The organism is Acidovorax sp. SDU_ACID1 (genome assembly GCF_045291395.1).
In the GTDB taxonomy this organism is placed as follows: domain Bacteria; phylum Pseudomonadota; class Gammaproteobacteria; order Burkholderiales; family Burkholderiaceae_C; genus MR-S7.
In genome coordinates this window covers 1022300-1047060 of sequence record NZ_CP152342.1, presented here as the reverse complement: position 1 = coordinate 1047060, position 24761 = coordinate 1022300, and the positions used below count along the sequence as shown (strand labels likewise).

Genomic DNA, 24761 nt, shown 5'->3' with positions numbered 1-24761 from the left:
CGCCATGGCAGCGCGCATGCGGCAAAAAGGTTAGCCAAAGAGCCGGGTGACATACCGGGTGACATCGTTGAACAGGGCAATGGACATCATGAGCAGGAGCACCGCCACGCCACCGCGCTGCAGACGCTCCATCCAGGCCTCGGAGACGCCGCGCCCGGTCACCCCTTCCCAAAGATAATACATCAGGTGCCCCCCATCCAGAACGGGCACGGGCAGCAGGTTCAGCACCCCCAGGCTCACGCTGATGAGGGCCAGGAAGGCCAGGTATTGGGTGAGGCCCATGCTGGCCGAGCGGCCCGCATAGTCGGCGATGGTGAGCGGGCCGCTGAGGTTCTTGATGGAGGCCTCGCCGATCACCATGCGGCCCATCATGCGTAGCGTGAGCGACGACATTTCCCAGGTGCGCGCCATCCCCTTCCACACGCCCTCCAGCGGGCCGTGGCGCACGGTCACCATCTCGGGCGCGGCGCCCACGTAGGCGCCGATGCGGCCCACCGCGCCGCCAGACTCCTGCGCCAGGTCGGGCGTGACCTCGATGTCGAGCATGCGCCCGCCGCGCTCGATGCTCCAGCGCTGCGCGAGCGGCTGCCCGTCCCGCACGCTGGCGCGGATGAGTTCGCGCAGTTGCGCGCCGTCCACCGCATCCACCGCGCCCACGCGCTGCACCAGGTCGCCCGCGCGCAGGCCCGCGCGCTCGGCGGCGCCGCCGGGCATCACCTCGCCGAGCAGCGGGCGCGTCCACGGGCCGGCGATGCCTATCTGGCGGAAGAGCTGCGCGTCGGCCTCGCGCACGTCCATGCCTTCCAGGCGCAGCAGCACGTCGCGCGCCGGCGCGCCGGGCGCGGCCTGCACAGCCAGGCGCACGTTCTCGCCGTCGAGCGCGCCGCGCGTCAGCGCCCAGCGCAGGTCCTCGAATGAGCGCACGTCCTCCGGCTCGCTCTCGCCGACGGCGGCGCTCAGCACCAGCTCGCCGCCGCGCAGGCCCGCCCGCTCGGCGATGGAGCCGGCCACGGGGCTGGCCACGTAGGCCTTGGGCTCCTCCACGCCGATCCAGTTGACGGCCGCATAGAGCAGCACGGCCAGGAGCAGGTTGGCCAGCGGCCCGGCCGCGACGATGGCGGCGCGCGCGCGCAGCGGCTGGGTGTTGAAGGCCAGGTGGCGCTCGTGCGGCGCGACGGGCGCCTCGCGCTCGTCGAGCATCTTCACGTAGCCACCCAGCGGAAACGCGCCGACGACGAACTCGGTGGGCGAGCCCTGGGGCTGCCAGCGCAGCAGCGGCTTGCCAAAGCCCACCGAGAAGCGCAGCACCTTGACGCCGCAGGCCACGGCCACGCGGTAATGGCCGTATTCGTGCACGGCGATCAACACGCCCAGCGCGACGATGAAGGCGACGATGGTCAGCAGCATGCCGACTCCCTTTCAAAAATCATAGCTGGTTGCGCTTGTCACACATGGGTTTCACATTCAAAACCATTTGAACCCCTTATATGGCAAGCGCAGGCAGCTCACTTATCCGAAGCGCCGTGCCAGTTCCTGCGCCACGGCGCGCGTCTGCACGTCCAGGGCCAGCAGGGCCGGCAGCGAATCCGGGTTGGAGGGTTGCACCGCCTCCAAAGTTGCAAGGTTGAGCGCGTGGATCTGGTCGAAGCGGATGCGTTGCTCCAGGAACGCGGCCACCGCCACCTCGTTGGCCGCGTTGAGCACGGCCGTGGTGCCGGGCGCGGCGCGCAGTGCCTGCCAGGACAGGTGCAGGCCGGGGAAGCGCACGGCGTCGGCCTCCTCGAACGTCAGGCCGGCCAGGCGGGTGAAGTCCAGCGGCGCGGCGCCGCTGGCGATGCGCTCAGGCCAGGCCAGGCCATAGGCGATGGGCACGCGCATGTCGGGCGTGCCGAGCTGGGCGACGACCGAGGTATCGCGGTACTGCACCATCGAATGGATCACGCTCTGGGGGTGGATCACCACGTCGATCTGCTCGGGCGCGAGGTCGAAAAGCCAGCGTGCCTCGATCACCTCCAGCGCCTTGTTCATCATGGTGGCCGAATCCACCGAGATCTTGCGGCCCATGACCCAGTTGGGGTGCGCGCAGGCCTCGTCGGGCGTGACGGTATCCAGCGACGCCGGCGCGCGGGTGCGGAACGGCCCGCCCGAGGCGGTGAGGACGATGCGCTCCACGCGCGCGGCCCAGGTGGCGGGGTCGTCCGGCAGCGACTGGAAGATGGCCGAGTGCTCGCTGTCAATCGGCAGCAGCGTCGCGCCGCCTTCACGCACGGCGGACATGAAGAACGCGCCGCCGACGACCAGCGCCTCCTTGTTGGCCAGCAGCAGCCGCTTGCCAGCGCGCGCGGCCGCCAGGCAGGGCGCCAAGCCCGCCGCGCCGACGATGGCCGCCATGACGGTGTCCACCTCGTCGTGCGATGCTATGACCTCAAGAGCATCCTGCGCCTGAAGCACCTCGGTTGCGAGGCCGTTGGCCTTGAGCTTCTCGGCGAGCTGGCGTGCGTGCTCCGGGCTGGCCATCACCGCGTAGCGCGGGCGGAACTGCGCGCACTGCGCGAGCAGCAGGTCCACCTGGGTAGCCGCGCTCAACGCGAAGACTTCGTAGCGACCGGGGTGGCGCGCCACCACGTCGAGGGTATTGGTGCCGATCGAGCCCGTGGAGCCCAGCACCGTGAGGCGTTGTTTCATGCGGCGGCGTAGTGAGAGAGCATCAGGGCCAGCGGCAGCGTGGGCAGCAGCGCATCGATGCGGTCGAGCACGCCGCCGTGGCCCGGCAGCAGGCCGCTGCTGTCCTTGACGCCCGCGCTGCGCTTGATGAGCGATTCCACGAGGTCACCCACCACGCTCATCGCCGCCATGAAGACCGCGCCGAGCACCAGCAGCCACCAGCCGCGCCGCGCCAGCAGCGAATAGAAGCTGGGCACGGCCGCCTGCCAATGCGTATCGGCCAGCGTCCAGCACACGGCCAGCAGCAGCACGCCGAGCATGCCGCCCCACACGCCTTCCCAGCTCTTGCCAGGGCTGATGGCGGGGGCCAGCTTGTTCCTGGTGAACTTCAGCCCGAACGCGCGGCCCGCGAAATAGGCGGCGATATCGGCCATCCACACCAGCGTGAGCACCGACAGCAGGTAGTTGATGCCCGCCACGCGCGCTTGCGCCACGGCCAGCCATGCCAGCCACAGCGCCAGCACGCCGCCCACGACGCGCAGCAGGCGCGGCACGCGCGGCCAGCCTTCCACGCCGCCGCGCAGCAGCAGCGCGCCGCCCAGCACCCATGCAGCTCCGCCGATGGCCCAGAGCCATGGCAGCGGCTGCTGCAGCCAGCCCGTGGCCCAGGCTGCGCCGCACAGTGCCACGCACACGGCTCCCAGGCCCAGGCTGGCGCCGCCGCCCAGGCCGTTGAGCCGCCCCCACTCCCATGCACCCGCAGCCATGAGCACCAGCGCCACGGCCGCGAACGCGGTGGGCGACGGATAGAACAGGGCCGGCAGCAGGATGGCCAGCAGGACCAGGGCGGTGATGACACGCTGTTTGAGCACGGGGGCTCCTTTCGTGAGGGTCAGGCCACTGTGGCCTGGACCTGGTCGGACGTGCGGCCGAAGCGGCGCTCGCGCCCCGCGTAGTCGGCGATGGCCTCGTCGAGCGCGGCCTCGTCGAAATCCGGCCACAGGCGGTCGCTGAAGTACAGCTCGGAATAGGCGGCCTGCCACAGCAGGAAGTTGCTGATGCGTTTCTCACCGCCGGTGCGGATCAGCAGGTCGGGGTCGGGCACGTGGGACATGCCCATGGCCGCGTGCAGGCTGGCCTCGGTGATCGGCTCGCCGCGTGCCGCCAGGGCGGCCGCGGCCTGGGCGATGTCCCAGCGGCCGCCGTAGTTGAAACACACGTTGAGCACGAGGCGGCCGTTGCCGGCCGTGAGCGCCTCGGCCTGCTGCAGGCCTGCGCGCACCTTGTCGGACAGGCCCGCCTTGTTGCCCACGAAGTGCAGGCGCACACCGTCCTGGCACAGCTGCGGCACTTCGCGCGCCAGGGCCTTGCCCAGCAGGTCCATGAGGCCCGAGACCTCGTCGGCCGGGCGGTTCCAGTTCTCGGAGGAGAAGGCGAACACCGTCAGCACGGCCACGCCGCGCTCGGCGCAGGCGCGCGCGCAGCGGCGCAGCGATTCCACGCCCTGGCGGTGGCCCGCAAGGCGCGGCAGGAAGCGGCGCGTGGCCCAGCGGCCGTTGCCGTCCATGACGATGGCGATGTGGTGGGGAATGGCTCCCGGAGCCTCTTTGGCTGCTGCGGACATGGCGTCCCGACCGATCCGAGCGGGCGGATCAGATCGCCATGATTTCCTGTTCCTTGGCCGCAACCAAGGTGTCGATCTCGGCGATGCGCTTGTCGGTGGCCTTCTGGATGTCGGCCTCGCAGCGCTTCTGGTCGTCCTCGGAAGCCAGCTTGTCCTTGACCAGCTTCTTCACGCCTTCGTTGGCGTCGCGGCGCAGGTTGCGCACCGCCACCTTGGCGTTCTCGCCCTCGCTGCGCGCGAGCTTGGTCATTTCCTTGCGGCGCTCCTCGCTCATCGGAGGCATGGGCACGCGGATCAGGTCGCCCATGGACGCGGGGTTCAGGCCCAGCTCGCTTTCGCGGATGGCCTTCTCGATCTTGGCGCCCATGTTCTTTTCCCAGGGCTGCACGCTGATCGTGCGCGCGTCGAGCAGCGACACGTTGGCCACCTGCGACAGCGGCACCATGGAGCCGTAGTACTCGACGTGGATGGTGTCCAGCAGCGCCGGGTTGGCTCGGCCGGTGCGGATCTTGGACAGGTTGTTCTTGAAGGCGGCGATGGACTGCTCCATCTTGGCCTCTGCGTTCTTCTTGATGTCGGCAATGGTCATGTGTTTCTCCTGCTGCACTTGCTGCAGCCCAAGGCGTGCGGCAAAGCGGTCAAGCGTACACCAATGTGCCTTCGTCCTCGCCCATCACCACGCGCTTGAGTGCGCCGTGCTTGACGATGGAGAACACGCGGATCGGCAGCTTCTGGTCGCGGCACAGCGCGAAGGCCGTGGCATCCATGATGCCCAGGTTGCGCGACATGGCCTCGTCGAACGACAGCTTGGCGTAGCGCGTCGCGGACGGATCCTTCATCGGGTCGGCGGTGTAGACGCCGTCCACCTTGGTGGCCTTGAGCACCACCTCTGCGCCCACCTCGGCGCCGCGCAGCGCGGCGGCCGTGTCGGTGGTGAAGAAGGGGTTGCCCGTGCCGGCGGCGAACACCACCACCTTGCCTTCTTCGAGGTACTGCAGCGCCTTGGGACGCACGTAGGGCTCGACCACCTGCTCGATGCCGATGGCCGACATCACGCGCGCGGTGAGGCCCTGCTTGTCCATGGCATCGGCCAGCGCCAGGGAGTTCATGACGGTGGCCAGCATGCCCATGTAGTCGGCGGTGGCGCGGTCCATGCCCACGGAGCCGCCGGCCACGCCACGGAAGATGTTCCCCCCGCCGATCACCACCGCCACCTGCACGCCCAGGCGCGTGACCTCGGCGATCTCCTCGACCATGCGCACTATGGTGGCGCGGTTGATGCCGAACGCATCGTCACCCATGAGGGCCTCGCCAGACAACTTGAGCAGGATGCGCTTGTGGGCTGGCGTGGCGGGGGTCATGGGCAATTCTCCGTAAGGCAAGGACAGGGGGGTTCGGACAGGGGTTGCGAGGATCAGGCGGCGGACTTGGCCGCCGCGACCTGCGCCGCCACTTCGGCGGCGAAGTCGTCGGCCTTCTTCTCGATGCCTTCGCCCACGACGTAGAGGGTGAAGCCCTTCACGGTGGTATTGGCGGCCTTGAGCATGGCGGCCACGGTCTGCTTGCCGTCGGCCGCCTTCACGAAGACCTGGTCGGCCAGCGAGACTTCCTTGAGGTACTTCTGCACCGAGCCTTCGACCATCTTGGCGGCGATATCGGCGGGCTTGCCGGATTCGGCGGCCTTGCCTTCGGCCACGGCGCGCTCCTTGGCGATCAGGTCGGCAGGCACGTCGGCGCTCGTCAGGGCCACGGGCTTCATGGCGGCCACGTGCATGGCGACGTCCTTGGCGGCCACGGCGTCACCGTCGAACTCCACAACCACGCCGATGCGCGAGCCGTGCAGGTAGGCCGCCAGGCTGGAGCCTTCGAAACGCTTGAAGCGGCGGAAGGACATGTTCTCGCCGATCTTGCCGATCAGGCCCTTGCGCACGTCTTCCAGCGTGGGGCCGAAGCCATCCTGCTCGTAGGCCAGTTGGCCCAGTGCCTCGATGTCGGCGGGGTTCTTCTGCGCGATCAGCTTGGCGGCGGCATTGGCCATGGCGATGAAGCTGTCGTTCTTGGAAACGAAGTCGGTCTCGCTGTTCACTTCGATCAGCGCGCCCACGTTGCCATCGATGAAGGAAGCCACCACGCCTTCGGCCGTGACGCGGGAAGCGGCCTTGCCCGCCTTGGTGCCCAGCTTGACGCGCAGCAGTTCCTCTGCCTTGGCCATGTCGCCGTCGGCCTCGGTCAGGGCCTTCTTGCACTCCATCATGGGGGCGTCGGTCTTGCCGCGCAGTTCAGCGACCATGCTTGCGGTAATAGCAGCCATCGTTTTTCTCCAATTCTTCAGTTTGTCTTGACGTTAAAAAAAGGGGGCTCACCAGGGGCCCCGCTTTTCTTGCGACGCGTCGCATGCGCCTGAGGTCAGGCAGCGGCTTCTTGCACTTCCACGAACTCGTCGGAGCCTTCGGCGGCAACGGCCTTGGCCACGTCGGACACGGCGTTGGCACGGCCTTCGAGGATCGCGTCGGCGATGCCGCGGGCATACAGCGCCACGGCCTTGGCCGAGTCGTCGTTACCGGGGATCACGTAGTCGATGCCCTCGGGCGAGTGGTTGGAGTCCACCACGCCGATCAGCGGGATGCCCAGCTTCTTGGCCTCGGCCACGGCGATCTTGTGGTAACCCACGTCGATCACGAAGATGGCGTCGGGCAGCGCGTTCATTTCCTGGATGCCGCCGATGTCCTTCTCGAGCTTTTCCAGCTCGCGGGTGAACATGAGCTGTTCCTTCTTGCTCATGGACTCCAGGCCGGCTTCCTGCTGGGCCTTCATGTCCTTCAGGCGCTTGATGGAGGTCTTGACGGTCTTGAAGTTGGTCAGCATGCCGCCCAGCCAGCGTTGGTCCACGAAAGGCACGCCGGCGCGCTGCGCCTCGGCCACCAGGAGCTCGCGCGCCTGGCGCTTGGTGCCCACCATCAGGATGGTGCCACGGTTGGCGGCCAGCTGGCGCACGAACTTCTGCGCGTCCTGGAACAGCGGCAGCGTCTTTTCCAGGTTGATGATGTGGATCTTGTTGCGATGGCCGAAGATGTAGGGGGCCATCTTGGGGTTCCAGAAGCGGGTTTGGTGGCCGAAGTGGACACCGGCTTCCAGCATTTCGCGCATGGTGACGGACATAGGGTTTCTCCGAAGGTTGGGTCTAAAATCCAGCCCCAATAACCGCAGCCTGAGGGCCGCAGCACCTTGAAAGGGCTGGTTTGCGATTGGTTTCACCGCAGCCGCACCACAGAAAACCCTGCGCGCAGCACCCGGCAAAACCCAAGGATTCTAGCACACCCCCATGTTTCCCCTATTGCCGCGCGCAGCCTGGCGCGGCAATGGACATCAAAATGCATAGCTGCCAGCGCTTTCCCTGTAAGCGCTGGAGCCCGAAAACACTAAAAACCCATGCAGATCGCCATCGTGGGCGCCGGCATCGTCGGCGTGGCCACCGCTTATGAACTGGCCTGTGACGGCCATGAAGTCACCGTCTACGAGCAGCGCAGCGCTGCGGCCGAGGAGGCGAGCTTCGGCAACTCGGGGCTGCTGGCCCCGTCCCTGCTCATTCCATGGGCCGCACCCGGCATCGGCGGCCCCCTGCACCGCCTGATGCTGGGCAGCGAGCCCGCGCTGCGCCTGGTGCGCGGCGCCGGGCGCGAGGGCCTGTCCTGGCTGTGGCGCTGGGCCCAGGCCGGGCGCCGTCCCGACACAGCCGAGCGGCTCGCGGCGCTGGAGCGCCTGGGGCGCTACAGCTTGGCGCGCACGCATGAGATCGCGGAAGGGCTGCAGCTGGACATCGAGGCCAGCCGCGGCGCCCTGGTGCTGCTGCGCAAGGACGAAGACGTGGAGCGCGTGCAGCCCGCGCTGCGCATCCTGCGCGAGGCCGGCGTGGCCCTGCGCGACGTGGACGCCGACACCGCCCGCCTGATCGAGCCCGGCCTGAGCACCGACGTGCCGCTGGCCGGCGCCGTGCACGCGCCCGATGGCGAATCAGCCAACTGCCGCCTGTTCGCCCAATACCTGCGCCAGGTGGCGCAGGAGCTGGGCGTGCGCTTCGTCTTCAACGCCCGCGTGCAGGCGCTCCAGGCCCAGCCCGCCGGCCTGCGAATCGCCGGCGAGGATGCGCCCCGCCGCGCCGACGCCGTCGTCCTCTGCGCGGGCCTGGCCAGCGCCGCCCTGCTGCGCCCCCTGGGGCTGCGCCTGCCGATGGCCGCAGTGCATGGCTACTCGGTCAGCGCGCCGCTGCGCGAGGACTCGCACGCGCCGCAGGGCGCCGTCATCGACCCGCTGCACCGCATCACCATCACCCGCCAGGGCCAGCGCGTGCGCGTGGCCGGCGGCGCCGAAATCGGCCATGGCGACGGCATGCACCGCGACGCCACGCTGCAGACGCTCTACCTCGCCCTGTCGGGCTGGTTCCCGGGCGGCGCGCTCACCTCGTCGCCCCAGGTGCAGGTCTGGCGGGGCGCCCGCCCCACCCTGCCCGACGGCGCCCCGGTGATCGGCGCCAGCGGTGTGCCCGGCCTGTGGCTCAACGCCGGCCACGGCGCCTGCGGCTGGAGCCAGGCCTGCGGCAGCGCCCGCGCCCTGGCCGACCAGATCGCGCAGCAGGCACCCGCCATCGACCTGCAGCCTTTCGCCCTGAACCGCTTCTGACCACAATGCGCCGATGCTGCGCATCCCCACCGCCCAACCCCACGCCCTGTACGGCACCGCCGCCACGCGCGCCATCGAAGCCGCGGCTGCCGCCGCGCTGCCGCCCCACACGCTGATGCAGCGCGCCGGCCAGGCCACCGCCCGGCTGGCCTTGGCCCTGGCGCCCCACGCGCGCTGCATCTGGATCGCCTGCGGCGGCGGCAACAACGGCGGCGACGGACTGGAGGCCGCCGCACTGCTGCACCGCGCGGGCCACCCCGTGGCCGTGACCTGGCTGGGCCGGCCCGACGCGCTGCCACCCGATGCGCGCCGCTCGTGGCAGCGTGCGCGCGATGCGGGCGTGCCCTTCATCGACACACCGCCCGCCCTCGACCCGCAGGACCTGTGCGTGGACGCGCTGCTCGGCATCGGCCTGGGGCCCTCCTCGCGCGCGCCCGACCCGCGCCTGCTGCAGTGGCTGGAGCACCTGCGCACCAACGCCGCGCCCACGCTCTGCGTGGACCTGCCCTCGGGCCTGATCGCAGACACCGGCCAGTGGGCGCCGGGCTTCGCGCCCACCCGGCCTCCGGCCAGCCAGAGCCATACGCTGAGCCTGCTCACCCTCAAGCCCGGCCTGTTCACCGCCCATGGCCGCGACGCGGCAGGCACCGTCTGGCTCGACGACCTGGGCGTGCCCGCCCCCCACGCTCCCACGGCCTGGCTGGCCGGTGCGCCGCACGGCGCAGCCCGCGCGCATGCCAGCCATAAAGGCAGCTTCGGCGACGTGGCCGTGGTCGGCGGCGAGGGCCTGCACGCACGCGGCATGGGCATGACCGGCGCGGCGCTGCTCGCGGCCAGCGCGGCCCTGCACGGCGGCGCGGGGCGCGTGATGGCGGCACTGCTGGACTGCGGAGCCACCGCCGCCTTCGCACAGCAACTCGAGATCATGCTGCGCCGGGTGGATGCGCTCGACCTCGCCCGCCTCACCGTGGTCTGCGGCTGCGGCGGCGGCGCGGCCGTGACCGCCGTGCTGCCGCAGGTGCTGCGCGAGGCCCGGCGCCTGGTGCTGGACGCCGACGCGCTCAACGCCATCGCGGCCGACGGCGCGCTCCAGCGCCTGCTGCAGGCGCGCGGCCCGGCCACCATGCTCACGCCCCACCCGCTCGAGGCCGCGCGGCTGCTGGGCACCGACACTGCCACCGTGCAGGCCGACCGCCTCGCCGCCGCCCAGGCACTCGCTGGCCGCTTCGGCTGCACGGTGCTGCTCAAGGGCTCCGGCAGCGTGATCGCCGCGCCAGGGCACACGCCGCTCGTCAACCCCACCGGCAATGCGCTGCTGGCCACCGGCGGCACGGGCGACGTGCTGGCCGGGCTGGCCGGCGCGCTGCTGGCGCGCATGCCCGGCGATGCCTTCACCGCCGCCGCCCATGCCTGCTGGCTGCACGGCGCGGCGGCCGACGCCTGGCCGCCCGCCCGGGCGCTGACGGCCTCGCGGCTGGCGCAGGCGCTGCGTCCGGGATGACCCGCGCGCTTTCCTTCATTTGACGGATGTTTTTCCCCGCGGCGTTTGCAACCATCGCCGCGTTCATGTTCCATGAGGGGAAAACACCGTGCAGTCCACCGTTTCGCGTTCTTTTCGTGCCGTGCGGCGCGCCGCCCCCGCCCTGGCCGCGCTGGCCCTGCTGGCCGCCGCCCCTGCCCAGGCCGCATGGCAGGCGGCCCCCACCTGGCAGGGCAGTACCGACGCCTCTATCAACGCGCTGGCGCGCCAGTCCGCCGGCCAACTGGTGATCGGCGGCGCCTTTGACACCGCATCGGGCCAGCCGCGCACCCGCCTCGCCCGGCTGAATGCCGACGGCACGCTGGACACGGCCTTCACTGCTCACATCAACGCCGGCGCAAGCGTCTACCGGCTGCTCGTCCAGAGCGACGACTCCATCTTCGTGGGCGGCGGCTTCACCGCGCTCAACGGCGTCCCGCGCGCGAGCCTTGGCCGCCTGCTGGCCGACGGCACGCTGGACACGGCCTTTGCGCCCCCTGCCACGTTGAGCGGCGGCGGCGTCGCAGCGATGGCCGTGCAGGCCGACGGCAAGCTCCTGATCGGCGGCGACTTCGTCACCGTGGACGGCAACCCCACCCATGCCCGGCTGGCCCGCCTGAACGTGGACGGCAGCTTCGACAGCACCTTCCCCGACCTGCAGATCAACGGCATGGTGCGCAACATCACGCTCGACGGCTCCGACATCCTCATCGCGGGCGAGTTCACGCAGGTGGACGGCACCACGCGCAACCGCATCGCGCGCCTGAACAGCGCGGGCGCGCTGGACAACAGCTTCAACCCTGACGCCAATGCCACCGTATACACCGCCATCCTGGAAACCGGCAGCGGCGGCATCCTCACGGGCGGCAGCTTCGCCAACATTGGCGGCGCGACGAAAAGCCGACTCGCGCTGCTGAACGTGAGCAGCGGCGCCGACACGCCCACGTTCACCCTGGGCGTCACCACGGGGTCTTCAGTCAACCGGCTGGTGGCCCTGGGCGGCGGCACCGTGCTGGCGGCAGGCAGCTTCACGTCCTTCGGCGGCGAGCCCATCACCGGGCTGGCGCGTTTCAACACCGGCGGAGCCGGCGTAGTGGACACCACGCTGAACGTGGCCTTCACACCAGCCCTGGGAGTCGGGCTGTACGACGTGGTGGAGCAGGCGGACCACAGCCTCGTCGTCATCGGCAACTTCACCACGGCGGGCGGCGGCACGCACCCCCATATCGAACGGCTGGTCAACCTGCCCGGCGCGCCCGCCATCACCGTCGCCACGCCCGGCCCGGCCCGGATCGCGCTCGCCATCGCCGCGCCCGCCGACGTTGGCGCGGGGGTTACCGGCTACACCGCCACCTGCACCCCCGTGGGCGGCGGCGCCGCCGTGCAGGCCAGCGGCGCCAGCCCGCTCACCGTGACCGCCGTGCCCGGCACGGCATACGACTGCACCGCCACGGCCCAAAGCAGCCACGGCCCCGGCCCCGCGAGCGCGCAGGCCGGACCCGTCACCCCCTGGCCGCGCCCCCCGGCGGCGGCGGAGCCACGGCAGCCATCCCCACCCTCAGCGAATGGGCGCTGATGCTGCTGGCGCTGGCCTGCGCGGCGCTGGGCGCACGCCGTCTGGGGCAAGCCAACCGCTATTGATTAAATAGCTGCTTGCGCTTGGTACACAAGCGCTGGAGGCAATTTTTATACACATATCTCCGCTGGACACCGGTTTGCGCGTGTCGGCGCCGGCCGCACAATCGCCGGTGGCCGGCCCGCGGCGGGCCGGGAGAGCGAGGGCCTGATGGCAGAGTCGGCACAGACCACAACGAACGCGGCCGCCCCGCTGGTGCAGGACGGCGAGATGTCGCTCGCCGCCTTCGACCGCGTGCAGACCGCCCTGTACGGCGCCGTGGGCCGCGACGAAGCCTGGCATGGCGTGGTGCAGGCGATCGCCCAGGCGTTGAAGGCCGACGTGGCCTGCTGGTGCACCACCTACGGCCAGGGCCCGCACGCGGCGAGCTTCTATGCCGCCTGGAACCTGCCCGAGGCGCTGGAACGCGCCTACGCGGAGCACTGGATCCAGCACAACCCCTGGCTGCACGCGTGCATGGCGCGCAACGTGCTGGTGCAGGGCAGCATCTTCCGCGGCACCGACCTCGTGCCCGCGCCCGTGCTGTGCGCCAGCCGCTTCTACCGCGAATACATGCTGCTGTACCCCGTGGAGCACATGCTGACGGCGGTGGTTTCCGACGGCAGCGTGCCGGGCCTGGCGCCGCCGATGATCCTGAACCTGTTCCGCCACCCGGACCAGCCCGACTTCGACGCGCGCGACGTGGAACGGCTGCACCTGCTCTACCCGCACATGCTGCGCGCCTTCGACCTGCACTGGACCACGCGCCGGCTGCAGGAGCAGGTGTCGCTGCTGCATCGCTTCCTGGATGCGCTGGACTTCGGCCTGGTGATGCTCGACCCCGCAGCGCAGGCGCTCTACGCCAACCATGCCGCGCGCGCCCTGGCGGCCGCACCGGCGCTGGCGCAGTGGATGGGCAGCTTGCCCGTGCGCGTGGAAGCCCGCGACGCGCTGGGCCGGCTGGTGCATGCAGCCGCGCGCGGCCAGGGCGGCGGCCTGGTGCTGGGCGACGGGCCGCAGGCCCTGATGGCGCTGGCGCTGCCCATCGAGGAACGCGCGCAGGCCGGCGGCGAGGCGCGCGCCGCCCAGCCCGGCGCCTGCATGCTGCTGCTCACGCGCCAGGGCCATGCGCCCGAAGGCGTGGCTGATTTCGTCACGCGCCTGTTCGGCCTGTCGGCGGCCGAGGCGCGCGTGCTGCCGCTGCTGCTGCGCGGCGCCAGCCCGGCGCAGATGGCCGGCGCGCTGGGCGTGAAGGTGAGCACGGTGCGCTCGCAGCTCTCGGCCATCTTCGCCAAGACGGGCACGGTGCGGCAGCAGGATCTGATCCGGCTGCTGGGCAGCGTGCCGCCGGTGCGGTTGTAGCGGGGTGTAAGTGCGGTTTCAAACCTGGGTGCCACAAGCCTCTGTCAAGACTGTCTGACACAGCGCGCGGCGTGGCGCTGGTTCAATAGCGGCATACCCGTTTTCGACCTGCCCTTTCAGAGGTTTCCGCCATGAACCGCCGTCGCCGCCCTGGATCGCATGCCGCTGCCACCTTCGCCCTCACCGTGCTGCTGGCCCTGGCGGCCTACGGCATGACGCTGGAGCCGCGCCACACGGCGCAGGCGGCCGACTCGCAGGTACACAGCCAGCTCGACCAGTTGGTACCCGCCGAAGTCTTCGACTGACCCGATTTCCCGATGTCTCCTCCTTGAGCCGCCCTCACGGGCGGCTTTTTTCTGCCCGCCGCTCTCCACCAGCGCGATACGGCGGCGCAGCGCGGCGGCCGAAGAAGCGTCGCCCGCCTGGTCGGCGGCATCGGCGCGCAGCAGCAGCCAAGCCAGCAGCGGCCGGCGCCAGCCCTGGGCGGAGGCGGCATCGGTGGCGGCGACCAGGGTCTCGGGCGTGGCACGGCCGGCGCGCAGGGCGCTGCCTGCGGCCACCAGGCGCGCGAGCGGGTCGGCGATGCCCGGGATGGCGGCCACGCTGGCATGGGCCGCGCGCTGGGGCTCGGGCAGCAGCGCGGCCTGCTGCGCGGTGGCGCGGCCGGCGAGGTAGTCGGCATAGGCCGCCTCGGCAGGGCCGGCATCAGCGCGCAGGGGCTCGAAGGCGTCGCAAGGCGCGACCTCCAGGCTTGCGGCCTGGGCAGCGCAGCGCAGCAGTTCCACGCGCGCCAGCAGCGCGGGGCTGCCGGTGCGCGACACCTCGCTGCGTGCGCGGGCCCATTCCAGGTCGGCGACGCGGCTGTCCCCGGACAGGTAGGCCTCCACCGCCTTCTGCGCGGCACCGTGGGCGTTCATCTGCCAGTCAGGCACCGGGGGCTTGGAGGCGCAGGCGGCCAACAATGCCGCCAGCAGAACCGCTGGCGCAGCCCATACGCGGGCAGCCGCGCAAGGGCCTGAGCCGGCCGCGCCGCCCCGCCGCGCTGGCTGCGTTCCCCTGCCCGGCAAAGCCGAGAGCGGGGAGAAGGCGCGAAGCGACTCAGGGGGTGTTGTTTCATGGCAGCTTCAGCTCCGTGTCGCGCGCAAAGGGCCACTTGCGGTTGACTTCGTTGACCAGGCCCTCCACCTTGCGCAGGCTCGCCTCCACCTCGGCGCGGAGCAGGCCCAGGTCGGTGGTGGCCTCGCGGGCGTTGGCGCCCACAGCCTGGGCCTCGGCCAGCACGGCGTCCACCTTGGTCAGGCTCTGGCGAGCATCGGCCAGCAGGGCATGGAGTTGCACGACGGCGGCGCGCACCTCCGGCACCAGGCCGGGATCGGCACCCGCGCCGAAGACCTGCCTGTCGGCCTTGGCGGCCATGCCGTCGATGCGAGCCAGCAGCTGGTTGGTGCGCTCCAGGGTGGTGACGATCTTCTTCGCGTCCTGCTCGTTGCCCATGAGCACGCCCAGGGCGCCGCCCGGCGCGTTGAGCCGCTCGGTGAGAGCACGCACGTTGCCCACGGCGCCGCCCAGGGCCGAATCCGACGCGGTGAGCGCGTTGAGGTTCTCCAGCAGCTGCCGCGCGTTGGACATGAGCTGCGGGATCTCCGCCGTGGCGTCGCCGCGCAGCACGGGGCGCTCGGCGCCATCCTCCAGCGGCGGGTCGGTGAGGATGCCGCTGTAGGCCTTGATGGTGGTGCCGCCCACGATGCCGCGCACCAGCGTGAACACGCTGGACTGGCGCAGCCAGTGCGCATCGCGGCGCGCCACGTCCACCAGGATGCGCACGTTGCCGTCGCCCGCCAGCTCGATGCGCCGCACGCGGCCGATGGGGAAGCCCGAGAAGGTCATGTCCATGCCCACGGCCACGCCCTCGGAGTCGTCGGCGGTGAGCACCAGGCGCTGCGTGGGCTCGAACGCGCCGCGCGCATAGAGCAGATAGAGCACCGAGCCCGCCACCAGCAGCAGCGTGAACAGCAGCAGCGCCGCCGCCTTGGCGCGCAGGTGGGCCACGGGGCGCAGCAGTTCGCCATCGGGCGTGGGAGTACGGGGGTCGTTCATCGTCAGTAGTAGTTGCCCATGAGCGAGGCGACTTCGATCAGCAGCAGCACGGCGAACATGCGCGCCAGCCCGCCCAGCTCGGAATCGGGCTGCAGGGCGCGCCCCGCGTCTCCGCTTTCGTAGAGCCCGGCCGCCATGGGAATGAGCGCCACCGCCAGGCTGAAGAACACGGTCTTGAGCGCGAACACCAGCGTGATCTGCGGCGTGAACACTTGGCCGAACATGCGCGTGTAGCCGGGCAGCCCCGCGGTGTTGAAGCCGTAGACGCCCAGGTAGGCCATGACCAGCGCCACCACGCACGACAGCGCCGCCAGCGTGATGCTGGCGTACACCCCGGCCACCACGCGCGGCATCAGCTCCATGCGCACCGGGTCGGCGCCCCGCTGGCGCAACGCCTCCAGGCGGCCGGACTGGCGCATCAGCGCGAGCTGCGTGCCGTTGGGGATGGTGGCGCGCATGGCCACGAACAGCGCGGCGGTAAGCGGGATCAGCTCCAGCACGAGCACGCGGATCACCATCTCCAGCGCATAGCGCGACAGGCCGTAGCTCTGCGCCGTCACCACCACGATGCGCGTGATGACCAGGCACAACAGCGCCGCCAGCACGGTGAAGCCCAGCAGGATGGGCGCCGTGTCCTGGTACATATGGCGCGCCAGCCGCCAGCGCGTGGCGCGCGAGTAGCTGGAGGGCGAGAGCATCAGCACCATGACCACCGCACCCAGGTAGAGAATGCGCCACCACGCCACGGCCCAGCGCCGCGCCACGCGCCAGGCGCGCTCGGGCAGGGGCAGGATCAGGGGGGCCGCGTTCATGCGCGCATCATAGGCGAGCCAGGGTGTTCCCATGTATCAAAAAGCCCCGCAGCGCCCATCCATCAAGCGCAACCAGCTATCAATCGAATAGCAATGCAGTCACACATGGCGCCGCGCCAGCGGCGCGGGCGGCGGCACGGGCTCGGCGTCAGCCCGTGCGTGCAGCGCCTCGATCACGTGGCACTGCCCGCCCGTGCCGTCGCAGCGGCCGCGCAGCGCGCGCAGCTCCTGCTCCAGCGCGTGCAGCTCGGCCAGGCGCGTGCGCACGTGGCCCAGGTGCTCGTCCAGCGTGGCGCAGGCGGCGTGGCCGTCGGCGGTGCCTCCTGCATCCAGCGCGAGCAGCGTGCGCACTTCATCCAGGGACATGTCCATGGCCCGGCACAGGCGCACGAAGCGCAGGCGGTGCACCTCGTCGTCGCTGTAGAGGCGGTAGCGGTTGTCGGCCCGCGCCTGGGCGGCGAGCAGGCCCTCCTTCTCGTAGTAGCGGATGTTGGCGGCAGGCACGCCCGACAGGCGGGCGGCGTCTCCGATGCGGTGCTGCATGGCTTGACCTTCAAGCAACTTCAAGGTTTCCAATCATGGCATGACCCAAAGCCACTCCTCCCATCCCCCCCCATTCCCCGGGCCACGCGCATGGGCACGCGCACGGCCACGAGGCCGCCGCATCTCCCGCCGCCGCCTGCGGCGGCTGCGCCTGCAGCGCCGGCGCGGGCCATGACGGCCACGACCACGGCGCCCTGCCCGGCTGGCCGCGCATCGCCGCGGCGCTGGCTCTGGCCATGGGCGCCGAGGCCGCGCACTGGCTGCAGCAGGAAACGCCGGGCATGCTGCTGGCCGTGGCGGCCATCGCGCTCGCGGGCCTGGGGGTGTACCGCGCGGGGCTCAAGGACCTAGCACGTCTGCGCCTGGGCATCCACGCGCTCATGGCCGTGGCCGTCACGGGCGCCTTCCTGATCGGGCAGTGGCCCGAGGCGGCCATGGTCATGGCCCTGTACGTGGCGGCCGAGCGCATCGAGGACGGCGCCATGGACCGCGCGCGCAACGCCATCCGCAGCCTGCTGGATCTCGCGCCCGAAACCGCCGACGTGCTGCAGCCGGACGGCACCGCCGTGCGCACGCCGGTGCAGCAGGTGCCTCTGGGCGCGCATGTGCGCATCGCGCCGGGCGCGCGCGTGCCGCTGGACGGCACCGTGGCCGAGGGCGAGAGCGCCGTCAACCAGGCCCCCATCACCGGCGAAAGCCAGCTGGCCGACAAGGCGCCGGGCGACCCGCTGTACGCCGGCAGCGTCAACCAGCACGGCGAGCTGCTGATGCAGGTCACCGCCCGCGCTGGCGGCACGCTGCTGGCGCGCATCGTGCACGCGGTGGAGCAGGCGCAGGCCTCGCGCGCGCCCACCCAGCGCTTCGTGGACCGCTTCGCCGCCGTCTACACGCCCATCGTCTTCGTGCTGGCCCTGCTGCTGGCGCTGCTGGCGCCGCCGCTGCTGGGCTGGAGCTGGCTGCAGGCCGCCTACCAGGCGCTGGCGCTGCTGGTCATCGCCTGCCCCTGCGCGCTGGTCATCTCCACGCCCGTGACGGTGGTCAGCGCCCTCACCGCCGCCGCGCGCCGCGGCATCCTCATCAAGGGCGGCAGCGCGCTGGAGGCCGCGCGCAGCCTGCGCGCCATCGCACTGGACAAGACCGGCACGCTGACCACCGGCAGCCCGACCCTCGTCGACTGGCAGGTGCTGGGCGGCCAGGACGGCACCCATGGCACAGCCATCGCCGCCGCCGCATGGCAGCTGGCCAGCCGCTCCGACCATCCCGTGTCCCGCGCCATCGCCGCCGGCCTGCCGGCGCAGGAGGCGCACGGCGCGCAGGACGTGCGCGCCCTGCCCGGGCGCGGCGTGGAAGCCACCATCGACGGCCGGCGCCACGTGCTGGGCAACCTGCGCCTGGTGCGCGAGATGGGGCTGGCCGACGCCGCGCTGGAGCAGGCATTGCTGGCGCACGAGCAGCAGGGCCGCACCGTCACCTTGCTGGCCCGGGACGACACCGTGCTCGCCCTCTTCGCCGTGGCCGACCCGCTGCGCAGCCATGCGCGCGAAGCCGTCGCCCAGCTGCAGGCCGTGGGCGTGCGCCCCGTGGTGCTCTCCGGCGACAACGCCGCCACCGTGCAGACCGTGGCGCGCGAGGCCGGTATCCAGGACGCGCGCGGCGGCCTGCTGCCGCAGGACAAGCTCGACGCCCTGGCCGCGCTGCAGCGCACCGACGGCCCCACGGCCATGACGGGCGACGGCATCAACGACGCCCCGGCCCTGGCCCGCGCCGACTTAGGGATAGCCATGGGCGGAGCGCACAGCACCGGCATGGCCATGGAGACGGCCTCCGTCGTGCTCATGAACGACGACCTGCGCCGCATCCCCGACACCGTGCGCCTCTCGCGCCGCGCCCACCGCGTGCTGTGGCAGAACATCGCGCTGGCGCTGGGCGTGAAGGCGGTGTTCTTCGCGCTGGCCCTCATGGGCCAGGCCACGATGTGGATGGCGGTGGTGGCTGACATGGGCGTGAGCCTGCTGGTGGTGGCCAACGGGCTGCGCCTGCGGCGCTGGGCGGGTTCGGAATAAAATCGCCTCCTAGCGCTTATCTCACAAGCGCAAGCAGCTCTCCTTTCCATAGCATCCGGCGCCCTGGCGGCGGCCCGCCTTGATCCACCGCAAGGCAGGCTGCCGCAGCGCCGTGGTGCAATCGCGCGCCCGCAACACACGCCATGTCCTCCCGCACCGCCGCCGCTCCCGCCGCCGTTCCCCACTCCCGCACCGAGGACGCGGTGGCCATCGGCGTGGGCGTGACGCTGATCTCGGTGGGCGTGGCCTTCCTGGCCAGCGCGGGCCTGCTGACCGGCGGCATGGCCGGGCTGGCCTTCGTGCTGCACTACGCCACGGGCATCGGCTTCGGCAAGCTGTTCTTCGCGCTCAACCTGCCGTTCTACTGGCTGGCGCTGCGCAAGCTGGGGCTGGAGTTCACGCTCAAGACCTTCGCGGCCGTGGCGCTGCTGTCGGTGCTGTCGGAGCTGCAGGCGCAATTGCTGCAGATCAGCCAGTTCCAGCCGCTCTATGCGGCGCTCACCGGCGGGCTCATCATGGGCATGGGCTTCCTGGTGCTGTTCCGCCACCGCTGCAGCCTGGGCGGCGTGGGCATCCTGGCGCTGTACCTGCAGGACCGCCATGGCTGGCGCGCGGGCAAGGTGCAGATGGCCGTGGACTGCTGCATCGTGCTGCTGGCCCTGGCCACCGTGGAGCCGATGCGCGTGCTCTGGTCGGTGGCGGGCGCCGTCGCGCTGAACCTGGTGCTGGCGATGAACCACCGGCCGGGGCGCTACATGGGAACACCCTGCTGAGCGCTGGGTGCTCGGAGCGTGATCGGGAGCTAACTCCTGTTTTAATAGCTGCCTGCGATTGCTGGTCAAGCGCTAGCGGCCAATTTCACCCGATCACGCAGCTGCTCCTGCTATTGCGGCAGTCCCACCCTCGCCACCGCACTGCCAGTGGTGAAGTACAGCCTGGAGCCCCGCACGGCAATGCCCACAGGCAAGTCGATCACGCCCGGCAGCGGTCCCGCTGCAAAGCCCCGCTGCCCGGCCTGCCCCACGACCGTGGAAACTTGGCCGTTCGGCGTGATCTGGCGGATTACGCTGTTGACCGGGTCGGTCACGTACAGGTTGCCCTTGCCGTCCAAGGCCAGGCTGGCCGTCCCGCCCCACGCAACGGGGTAGTTGCCGAAGTCCTCCCCTTGGTTGGTGAACCCATGCATCCAACTGGTCCGCTCCGCCCCCGAGAAACGGGCGCTGTCAGCCGGTCCATCGGCAAGCCCGGCGGGCTGGTCAGCGCGGCCGGCAACGGTGCTGACCATGCCTGCGGGCGAAATCTTGCGGATGGTGGGGCCGATGCCGGTGATGCCGTCATGCAGACCATCCACCACATACAGGTTGCCCGCCGGATCAAAGGCCATGTTCCCCAGGACACCGAAGCGCGCGTCGGCGGCATTCCCATCGACATGCCCCAGAACACCCGGGCTGCCGGCGAACACGGCGGCCCCGCCGCGCGGGTCTATCCGCAGGATGACGCCATTGACGCCCGAGGCGTACACATTGCCAGAGGCATCCACCGCCAAACCGTTGATGGCACCCTTGTAGTGGTAGTCGTAGGTATAGGCACCATCGGTACGGCTGAACGGCCCTATCCAGGCCGACAGATCGGCCAGCACCGCGGCGTCCCCGGCCGGGGTGATCTTGAAAACCGCACGCGGGTCATCGCGAAGCATGGCTTCCGAGGCCGTATAGACATTGCCCTGCCCGTCCACGGCCATCGCCCGCCATGAAGGCCCGATGTTCCGCAAGTCATCCGTCCTCCTCACCGGCACGGAACTGGCGGCACCATCTTCATCCATGATCCGCAAGGCCTGCCCACTGGGATTGAGGTCCCCCACATACAACGCTCCCGAAGGTGCGATAGCCAGCGCCAGCGGCCTGCGAAAGCGCGCATCGGCGGCAGCGCCATCCTGGCTGCCGGGAATGGCGGCGGCGCCGGAAAACAGGCTGAGCGCAGGTGGCTGCGGCTGCTCGGGCTGCGGCGCCGGAGCATCCGAGCCTCCGCCGCCTCCACAGGCGGCGACGAAAAGACTGATAGCCACAACCGCTGGTCGCCAAGCGCGGGTTCGTAGGTCAAGAAACGAATGCATGAGAAGCTCCTTTGAAGACACCGCCTGCGATGTTTTTCGTCCATTCAAGTGATGGCATTATTCTCATGCGCCCTCAGGGCGCGCTGACGCCCCTCTCTTTCAAGGCCCTTGGAGCAACCCAAGCCCCACGCCGGTATCATTCCCACCATGCGCCGCGTTGTGTCCCTGGGCCTCGTTCTGCTGCTGGTCCTGCGCGGCCTGCTGGGCGACGCCATGGCCATGGGCGTAATGCCCGTACCAGCCGTGCCCCAGGCGCAAGCACAGCAGGAGCACCACGGCCACCATGCGGTGGTGGACAGCACCGCCACCCACTGTGGCGACACCACGGCCGCCGCGCAGGGCAGCCATGCGGACCACCCGGCCGGCTGCTCGGCCTGCGGCATCTGCCACTCCGCCTTCTCGGCCGTGCACGGCGCCCTGCCCCACCTGCCTCCGGGCGATAGCGCATTGCACCCGCACGGCAGCGCGCACTTCGCCAGCGCGCAGTCCGCCCAGGCCATCAAGCCGCCCATTTCCTGAGCATCGACACCCGAGGTGCGTCCGCCGCATGGCGGGCGCGCGCCCGTCCTTGTTCCTGGAGATGACCCCATGCGCACTGCGCACCTTCGCGCCGCCGCGGCCCTGGCCGCCGGCGCGCTCGCCCTGTCCGCCGGAGCGCAATCGCCTGCGCCCGCCTCTGCAGCCGACGCGCCCGCCGCACCGCTGCGCCACGCGCCCCTGCCCGAAAGCGGCAGCGTGATCGCCGAGGCCGACGACTGGCGCGCCGCCAACGCCGCCGTCGCCACCTTCCCGCGCGGCCATGCCGACATCGTGCGCTGGGAGGCCGCGCAGCAGCCCATTCCCCCTGCCGCCCCCGCCGCCCCCCACGACCACCACCACGGACACCAGCCATGAAGCGCCTCCTTCCCCTGGCCGTGGCGGCGCTGCTCGCAGGCTGCGCCAGCGTGGCCCCCGACGGCCTGCGCGGCGACGTGCAGGCCCATGTGCAGCAACGCCTGCCCACCGATGCCCAATTGCCGCCCACCGGCGCATCCGCCCAGGCACAGGCTCGCGACCACATCGCCCAATGGCTGCGGCAGCCGGTGGACGCCGACACCGCCGTGCGCATCGCCCTGCTGAACAACCCCGGCCTGCAGGCCCGCTTGGCCGGGCTGGCCGCGCAGGACGCCGAGCGCGCCCAGGCGCTGACGCTGTTCAACCCCACGCTCACGCTGGGCCGCTTCACCAGCGGGCACGAGCGCGAGATCGAGCGCCAGGTCGGCTTCAGCCTCGCACAGCTCGTCACACTGCCCTGGCGCACGCGCTGGCACGGCTGGCAGATGGAGCGCGCCACGCTGGACGCCGCGCAGCAGGTGCTGCTGCTGGCGGCCGACACGCGCCGCGCCTGGCTGCGCGCCGTGGCCGCGCGGCAGACGCTGGCCGCGCGCGAGCGCATGCACGAAGCCGCCGAGGCCGGCAGTGCGCTGGCCCAGCGCATGGCGCGCGCGGGCAACTTCAGCAAGCTGCAGCAGGCGCGCGAGATCGCCATCACCCAGGAGGCCGCCGCCCAGCTCGCGCGCGCCCGGCTGAACGCCGCGCTGGAGCATGAACAGCTCGCGCGCCTGATGGGCCTGTGGGGCATGCAAGCCGACTTCACCCTGCCCGATTTGCTGCCCGCCCTGCCCGAAGCGAGCGGCCTGCAGGGCGGCCAGGACGCCGAAGCCACCGCCCTGCGCGAGCGCCTGGATCTGCGCGCGCTGCGCCGCGACCTGGACACCCTGGCCGACCGCAACGGCTGGGCCGGCCTGGGCGCGGTGCTGGGCGACGTGGGCCTGAGCTACAGCCGCAACACCACCACCGAGCGCGCCACGGGCCACGCCGACACCACGCGCGGCTGGGAGCTGGACGTACCCCTGCCGCTGTTCGACTGGGGCGGCGCCGCCACCGGCCGCGCGCGCGCCGAGCTGCAGCGCGGCGCCGCGCAACTGCAAAATGCCGCCCTGCGCGCGCGCAGCGAAGCCCGCAGCCACTGGCTGCGCTACCGCACCGCGTGGGACCTGGCCCGCCAGCAGCAGGCCGAGGTGCTGCCGCTCGCGCGCTTCATGCAGGACGAAGCCGTGCTGCGCTACAACGGCATGTTCATCAGCGTGTGGGACCTGCTGGCCGAGGCCCGCAACACCGCGCAGGCCGTCGCCACGGCCACCGAGGCGCAGCGCGACTTCTGGCTGGCCGATACCGACCTGCAACTGGCCCTCACCGGCACCTCGCCCGACACGTCGTCCGGCGTGGCACTCCCCGAAAGCCCCTGACATGAACCGCCGCAACTTCTTCTCCGGCGCGGCCACCGCCGTGGCCGCCGCCTCCGTCGGCCGTGCGGCCCTGGCCGCGCTGCCCGAGGCGCCCTCGCAATCCTCGGCCAACACCGCCGCGCCCTTGGCGCCGCCCAACGGCCGCCCCTACCGCCCCGTGGTCACGCTCAACGGCTGGACGCTGCCGTGGCGCATGAACGCCGGCGTCAAGGAATTTCACCTGGTGGCCGAGCCCGTGGTGCGCGAAGCCGCACCCGGCTTCTTCATCAACCTGTGGGGCTACAACGGCCAATCGCCCGGCCCCACCATCGAGGTGGTGGAAGGCGACCGCGTGCGCATCTTCGTCACCAACCGCCTGCCCGAGCACACCACGGTGCACTGGCACGGCCAGCGCCTGCCCAACGGCATGGACGGCGTGGGCGGCCTCACGCAGCCGCACATCCCGCCGGGCAAGACCTTCGTCTATGAATTCGAGGCGCGCCGCCCCGGCACCTTCATGTACCACCCGCATGCCGACGAGATGGTGCAGATGGCGATGGGGATGATGGGCCTGTGGATCACGCACCCAAAGGGCAGGCACCCGCTGATTGCCGACGTGCAGCGCGACTACGCCTTCCTGCTCGCCGCCTACGACGTGGAGCCGGGTGCGATGACGCCGCGCGTGAACGAGATGACGGACTTCAATATCTGGACCTTCAACAGCCGCGTGTTCCCCGCCATCGACCCGCTGGTGGCGCGCCAGGGCGACCGTGTCCGCATCCGCGTGGGCAACCTGACGATGACCAACCACCCCATTCACCTGCACGGCCACGAGTTCGAGGTGACCGGCACCGACGGCGGCCCGGTGCCCAAAAGCGCGCGCTGGCCCGAGGTGACCACCGACGTCGCCGTGGGCCAGATGCGCCAGGTCGAATTCATCGCCGACGAGCCCGGCGACTGGGCCCTGCACTGCCACAAGAGCCACCACACCATGGGCGCCATGGGCCACGGCGTGCCCACCATGATCGGAGTGGATCACCGGGGCCTCGTCGGCAAGATCCAGAAGATCGTGCCCGACTACATGGTGATGGGCGAGCGCGGCATGGCCGACATGGGCGCCATGGAAATGCCGCTGCCCGACAACACCCACCCCATGATGACCGGCACCGGCCCCTTCGGCCCGCTGGAGATGGGCGGCATGTTCACCACGCTCAAGGTGCGCAAGGGGCTGGGTGCCAACGACTGGCGCGACCCGGGCGATTTCCAGCACCCGCACGACACCGTGGCGCGCGAATGGACCGGCGCGCCTGCCGATGCCGCGGCCCCGCGCCAGGCCCTGCCCGGCCAGGCCCCCGGCGCGCCCCGCGTGCGCAAGCCCGAGGGCGGCCACCACAACCACCATTGA

Annotated in this window: 23 protein-coding genes and 1 pseudogene; 11 read left to right on the top strand and 13 right to left on the bottom strand. The window is 71.0% G+C overall.

Translation table 11 applies throughout. From position 1 onward, the window contains the following. Positions 1 to 30 precede the first annotated feature (30 nt). From rseP to rpsB, 8 genes are all read right to left on the bottom strand, one after another. Complete coding sequence (rseP, locus tag AAG689_RS05105) at positions 31 to 1407, bottom strand: RIP metalloprotease RseP (protein WP_406625001.1); 1377 nt, start codon at positions 1405 to 1407, stop codon at positions 31 to 33. A gap of 102 nt (positions 1408 to 1509) precedes the next feature. Further along, positions 1510 to 2685 carry a 1-deoxy-D-xylulose-5-phosphate reductoisomerase gene (gene ispC, locus AAG689_RS05100; protein ID WP_406625000.1) on the bottom strand — a complete coding sequence of 392 codons (1176 nt, stop codon included), beginning with the start codon at positions 2683 to 2685 and terminating at the stop codon, positions 1510 to 1512. Continuing rightward, complete coding sequence (locus AAG689_RS05095) at positions 2682 to 3536, bottom strand: phosphatidate cytidylyltransferase (protein WP_406624999.1); 855 nt, start codon at positions 3534 to 3536, stop codon at positions 2682 to 2684. Before AAG689_RS05095 ends, ispC begins: the two co-directional genes overlap by 4 nt. A 20-nt stretch (positions 3537 to 3556) precedes the next feature. Further along, on the bottom strand, positions 3557 to 4288 hold the full coding sequence (uppS, locus tag AAG689_RS05090) for a polyprenyl diphosphate synthase (RefSeq protein ID WP_020230241.1): 732 nt from the start codon (positions 4286 to 4288) through the stop codon (positions 3557 to 3559). A gap of 28 nt (positions 4289 to 4316) precedes the next feature. Beyond that, complete coding sequence (gene frr / locus AAG689_RS05085) at positions 4317 to 4877, bottom strand: ribosome recycling factor (RefSeq protein ID WP_406624998.1); 561 nt, start codon at positions 4875 to 4877, stop codon at positions 4317 to 4319. A gap of 49 nt (positions 4878 to 4926) precedes the next feature. Further along, the gene (gene pyrH / locus AAG689_RS05080) at positions 4927 to 5649 is read right to left on the bottom strand and encodes a UMP kinase (RefSeq protein ID WP_020230243.1); all 723 of its coding nucleotides are present in this window, start codon (positions 5647 to 5649) and stop codon (positions 4927 to 4929) included. Between the two features lie 53 nt (positions 5650 to 5702). Next, a complete protein-coding gene (gene tsf / locus AAG689_RS05075; protein ID WP_024002100.1) occupies positions 5703 to 6599 on the bottom strand; it encodes a translation elongation factor Ts in 897 nt (298 codons plus the stop codon). Positions 6600 to 6694: 95 nt separating this feature from the next. Further along, on the bottom strand, positions 6695 to 7447 hold the full coding sequence (gene rpsB, locus AAG689_RS05070) for a 30S ribosomal protein S2 (RefSeq protein ID WP_020230245.1): 753 nt from the start codon (positions 7445 to 7447) through the stop codon (positions 6695 to 6697). 270 nt (positions 7448 to 7717) lie between these two features. Here rpsB and AAG689_RS05065 point away from each other — a divergent pair, with 270 nt between their 5' ends. The 5 genes from AAG689_RS05065 to AAG689_RS05045 all read left to right on the top strand — a co-directional run bounded on the left by AAG689_RS05065 (position 7718) and on the right by AAG689_RS05045 (position 13461). Continuing rightward, positions 7718 to 8965 carry an FAD-dependent oxidoreductase gene (locus AAG689_RS05065; RefSeq protein WP_406624997.1) on the top strand — a complete coding sequence of 416 codons (1248 nt, stop codon included), beginning with the start codon at positions 7718 to 7720 and terminating at the stop codon, positions 8963 to 8965. A 13-nt stretch (positions 8966 to 8978) separates the two neighbouring features. After that, positions 8979 to 10466, top strand: coding sequence for an NAD(P)H-hydrate dehydratase (locus AAG689_RS05060; RefSeq protein WP_406624996.1), 1488 nt, complete (start codon positions 8979 to 8981; stop codon positions 10464 to 10466). An 88-nt stretch (positions 10467 to 10554) separates the two neighbouring features. Beyond that, entirely contained in the window at positions 10555 to 12060 is a 1506-nt protein-coding gene (locus AAG689_RS05055) for a hypothetical protein (protein ID WP_406624995.1), read from the top strand. Next, the gene (locus AAG689_RS05050; RefSeq protein WP_406626295.1) at positions 12060 to 12125 is read left to right on the top strand and encodes a hypothetical protein; all 66 of its coding nucleotides are present in this window, start codon (positions 12060 to 12062) and stop codon (positions 12123 to 12125) included. The genes AAG689_RS05055 and AAG689_RS05050 overlap by 1 nt, the downstream gene beginning before the upstream one ends. A gap of 145 nt (positions 12126 to 12270) precedes the next feature. Continuing rightward, on the top strand, positions 12271 to 13461 hold the full coding sequence (locus AAG689_RS05045; RefSeq protein WP_406624994.1) for a helix-turn-helix transcriptional regulator: 1191 nt from the start codon (positions 12271 to 12273) through the stop codon (positions 13459 to 13461). A gap of 347 nt (positions 13462 to 13808) precedes the next feature. Here the strand turns inward: AAG689_RS05045 and AAG689_RS05040 are convergent. From AAG689_RS05040 to AAG689_RS05025, 4 genes and pseudogenes are all read right to left on the bottom strand, one after another. Further along, positions 13809 to 14378 (bottom strand): annotated as a pseudogene (locus AAG689_RS05040) (hypothetical protein); the annotation flags it as partial. A gap of 196 nt (positions 14379 to 14574) precedes the next feature. Next, positions 14575 to 15558 carry an MlaD family protein gene (locus tag AAG689_RS05035; protein ID WP_406624993.1) on the bottom strand — a complete coding sequence of 328 codons (984 nt, stop codon included), beginning with the start codon at positions 15556 to 15558 and terminating at the stop codon, positions 14575 to 14577. 2 nt (positions 15559 to 15560) lie between these two features. Then, on the bottom strand, positions 15561 to 16370 hold the full coding sequence (locus AAG689_RS05030; RefSeq protein WP_406624992.1) for an MlaE family ABC transporter permease: 810 nt from the start codon (positions 16368 to 16370) through the stop codon (positions 15561 to 15563). Positions 16371 to 16469: 99 nt separating this feature from the next. Next, a complete protein-coding gene (locus AAG689_RS05025) occupies positions 16470 to 16913 on the bottom strand; it encodes a Cd(II)/Pb(II)-responsive transcriptional regulator (RefSeq protein ID WP_020230254.1) in 444 nt (147 codons plus the stop codon). 62 nt (positions 16914 to 16975) lie between these two features. Between AAG689_RS05025 and AAG689_RS05020 the strand changes: the two genes are divergently transcribed. Both AAG689_RS05020 and AAG689_RS05015 read left to right on the top strand, forming a co-directional pair. Continuing rightward, positions 16976 to 18976, top strand: a complete 2001-nt coding sequence (locus AAG689_RS05020; protein WP_406626294.1) for a heavy metal translocating P-type ATPase — start codon at positions 16976 to 16978, stop codon at positions 18974 to 18976. 143 nt (positions 18977 to 19119) lie between these two features. Further along, on the top strand, positions 19120 to 19749 hold the full coding sequence (locus tag AAG689_RS05015; RefSeq protein ID WP_406624991.1) for a YitT family protein: 630 nt from the start codon (positions 19120 to 19122) through the stop codon (positions 19747 to 19749). A 110-nt stretch (positions 19750 to 19859) separates the two neighbouring features. Here AAG689_RS05015 and AAG689_RS05010 read toward each other — a convergent pair whose 3' ends face one another. Then, positions 19860 to 21089 (bottom strand): hypothetical protein, encoded by a 1230-nt coding sequence (locus tag AAG689_RS05010; RefSeq protein WP_406624990.1) that lies wholly within the window; start codon positions 21087 to 21089, stop codon positions 19860 to 19862. Between the two features lie 147 nt (positions 21090 to 21236). Here AAG689_RS05010 and AAG689_RS05005 point away from each other — a divergent pair, with 147 nt between their 5' ends. From AAG689_RS05005 to AAG689_RS04990, 4 genes are all read left to right on the top strand, one after another. Continuing rightward, positions 21237 to 21608, top strand: coding sequence for a hypothetical protein (locus AAG689_RS05005; RefSeq protein ID WP_406624989.1), 372 nt, complete (start codon positions 21237 to 21239; stop codon positions 21606 to 21608). A gap of 69 nt (positions 21609 to 21677) precedes the next feature. Then, positions 21678 to 21983 carry a hypothetical protein gene (locus tag AAG689_RS05000; RefSeq protein ID WP_406624988.1) on the top strand — a complete coding sequence of 102 codons (306 nt, stop codon included), beginning with the start codon at positions 21678 to 21680 and terminating at the stop codon, positions 21981 to 21983. Next, entirely contained in the window at positions 21980 to 23377 is a 1398-nt protein-coding gene (locus tag AAG689_RS04995; protein WP_406624987.1) for a TolC family protein, read from the top strand. The genes AAG689_RS05000 and AAG689_RS04995 overlap by 4 nt, the downstream gene beginning before the upstream one ends. Position 23378: 1 nt before the next feature. Then, on the top strand, positions 23379 to 24761 hold the full coding sequence (locus tag AAG689_RS04990; protein ID WP_406624986.1) for a multicopper oxidase family protein: 1383 nt from the start codon (positions 23379 to 23381) through the stop codon (positions 24759 to 24761).

Bases quoted from the DNA above. Each gene is read 5' to 3' on its own strand.
- rseP (WP_406625001.1), bottom strand. From the start codon at position 1,407: ATGCTGCTGACCATCGTCGCCTTCATCGTCGCGCTGGGCGTGTTGATC.
- ispC (WP_406625000.1), bottom strand. From the start codon at position 2,685: ATGAAACAACGCCTCACGGTGCTGGGCTCCACGGGCTCGATCGGCACC.
- uppS (WP_020230241.1), bottom strand. From the start codon at position 4,288: ATGTCCGCAGCAGCCAAAGAGGCTCCGGGAGCCATTCCCCACCACATC.
- frr (WP_406624998.1), bottom strand. From the start codon at position 4,877: ATGACCATTGCCGACATCAAGAAGAACGCAGAGGCCAAGATGGAGCAG.
- pyrH (WP_020230243.1), bottom strand. From the start codon at position 5,649: ATGACCCCCGCCACGCCAGCCCACAAGCGCATCCTGCTCAAGTTGTCT.
- tsf (WP_024002100.1), bottom strand. From the start codon at position 6,599: ATGGCTGCTATTACCGCAAGCATGGTCGCTGAACTGCGCGGCAAGACC.
- rpsB (WP_020230245.1), bottom strand. From the start codon at position 7,447: ATGTCCGTCACCATGCGCGAAATGCTGGAAGCCGGTGTCCACTTCGGC.
- AAG689_RS05065 (WP_406624997.1), top strand. From the start codon at position 7,718: ATGCAGATCGCCATCGTGGGCGCCGGCATCGTCGGCGTGGCCACCGCT.
- AAG689_RS05060 (WP_406624996.1), top strand. From the start codon at position 8,979: ATGCTGCGCATCCCCACCGCCCAACCCCACGCCCTGTACGGCACCGCC.
- AAG689_RS05045 (WP_406624994.1), top strand. From the start codon at position 12,271: ATGGCAGAGTCGGCACAGACCACAACGAACGCGGCCGCCCCGCTGGTG.
- AAG689_RS05035 (WP_406624993.1), bottom strand. From the start codon at position 15,558: ATGAACGACCCCCGTACTCCCACGCCCGATGGCGAACTGCTGCGCCCC.
- AAG689_RS05030 (WP_406624992.1), bottom strand. From the start codon at position 16,370: ATGAACGCGGCCCCCCTGATCCTGCCCCTGCCCGAGCGCGCCTGGCGC.
- AAG689_RS05025 (WP_020230254.1), bottom strand. From the start codon at position 16,913: ATGCAGCACCGCATCGGAGACGCCGCCCGCCTGTCGGGCGTGCCTGCC.
- AAG689_RS05015 (WP_406624991.1), top strand. From the start codon at position 19,120: ATGTCCTCCCGCACCGCCGCCGCTCCCGCCGCCGTTCCCCACTCCCGC.
- AAG689_RS05010 (WP_406624990.1), bottom strand. From the start codon at position 21,089: ATGCATTCGTTTCTTGACCTACGAACCCGCGCTTGGCGACCAGCGGTT.
- AAG689_RS05005 (WP_406624989.1), top strand. From the start codon at position 21,237: ATGCGCCGCGTTGTGTCCCTGGGCCTCGTTCTGCTGCTGGTCCTGCGC.
- AAG689_RS05000 (WP_406624988.1), top strand. From the start codon at position 21,678: ATGCGCACTGCGCACCTTCGCGCCGCCGCGGCCCTGGCCGCCGGCGCG.
- AAG689_RS04995 (WP_406624987.1), top strand. From the start codon at position 21,980: ATGAAGCGCCTCCTTCCCCTGGCCGTGGCGGCGCTGCTCGCAGGCTGC.
- AAG689_RS04990 (WP_406624986.1), top strand. From the start codon at position 23,379: ATGAACCGCCGCAACTTCTTCTCCGGCGCGGCCACCGCCGTGGCCGCC.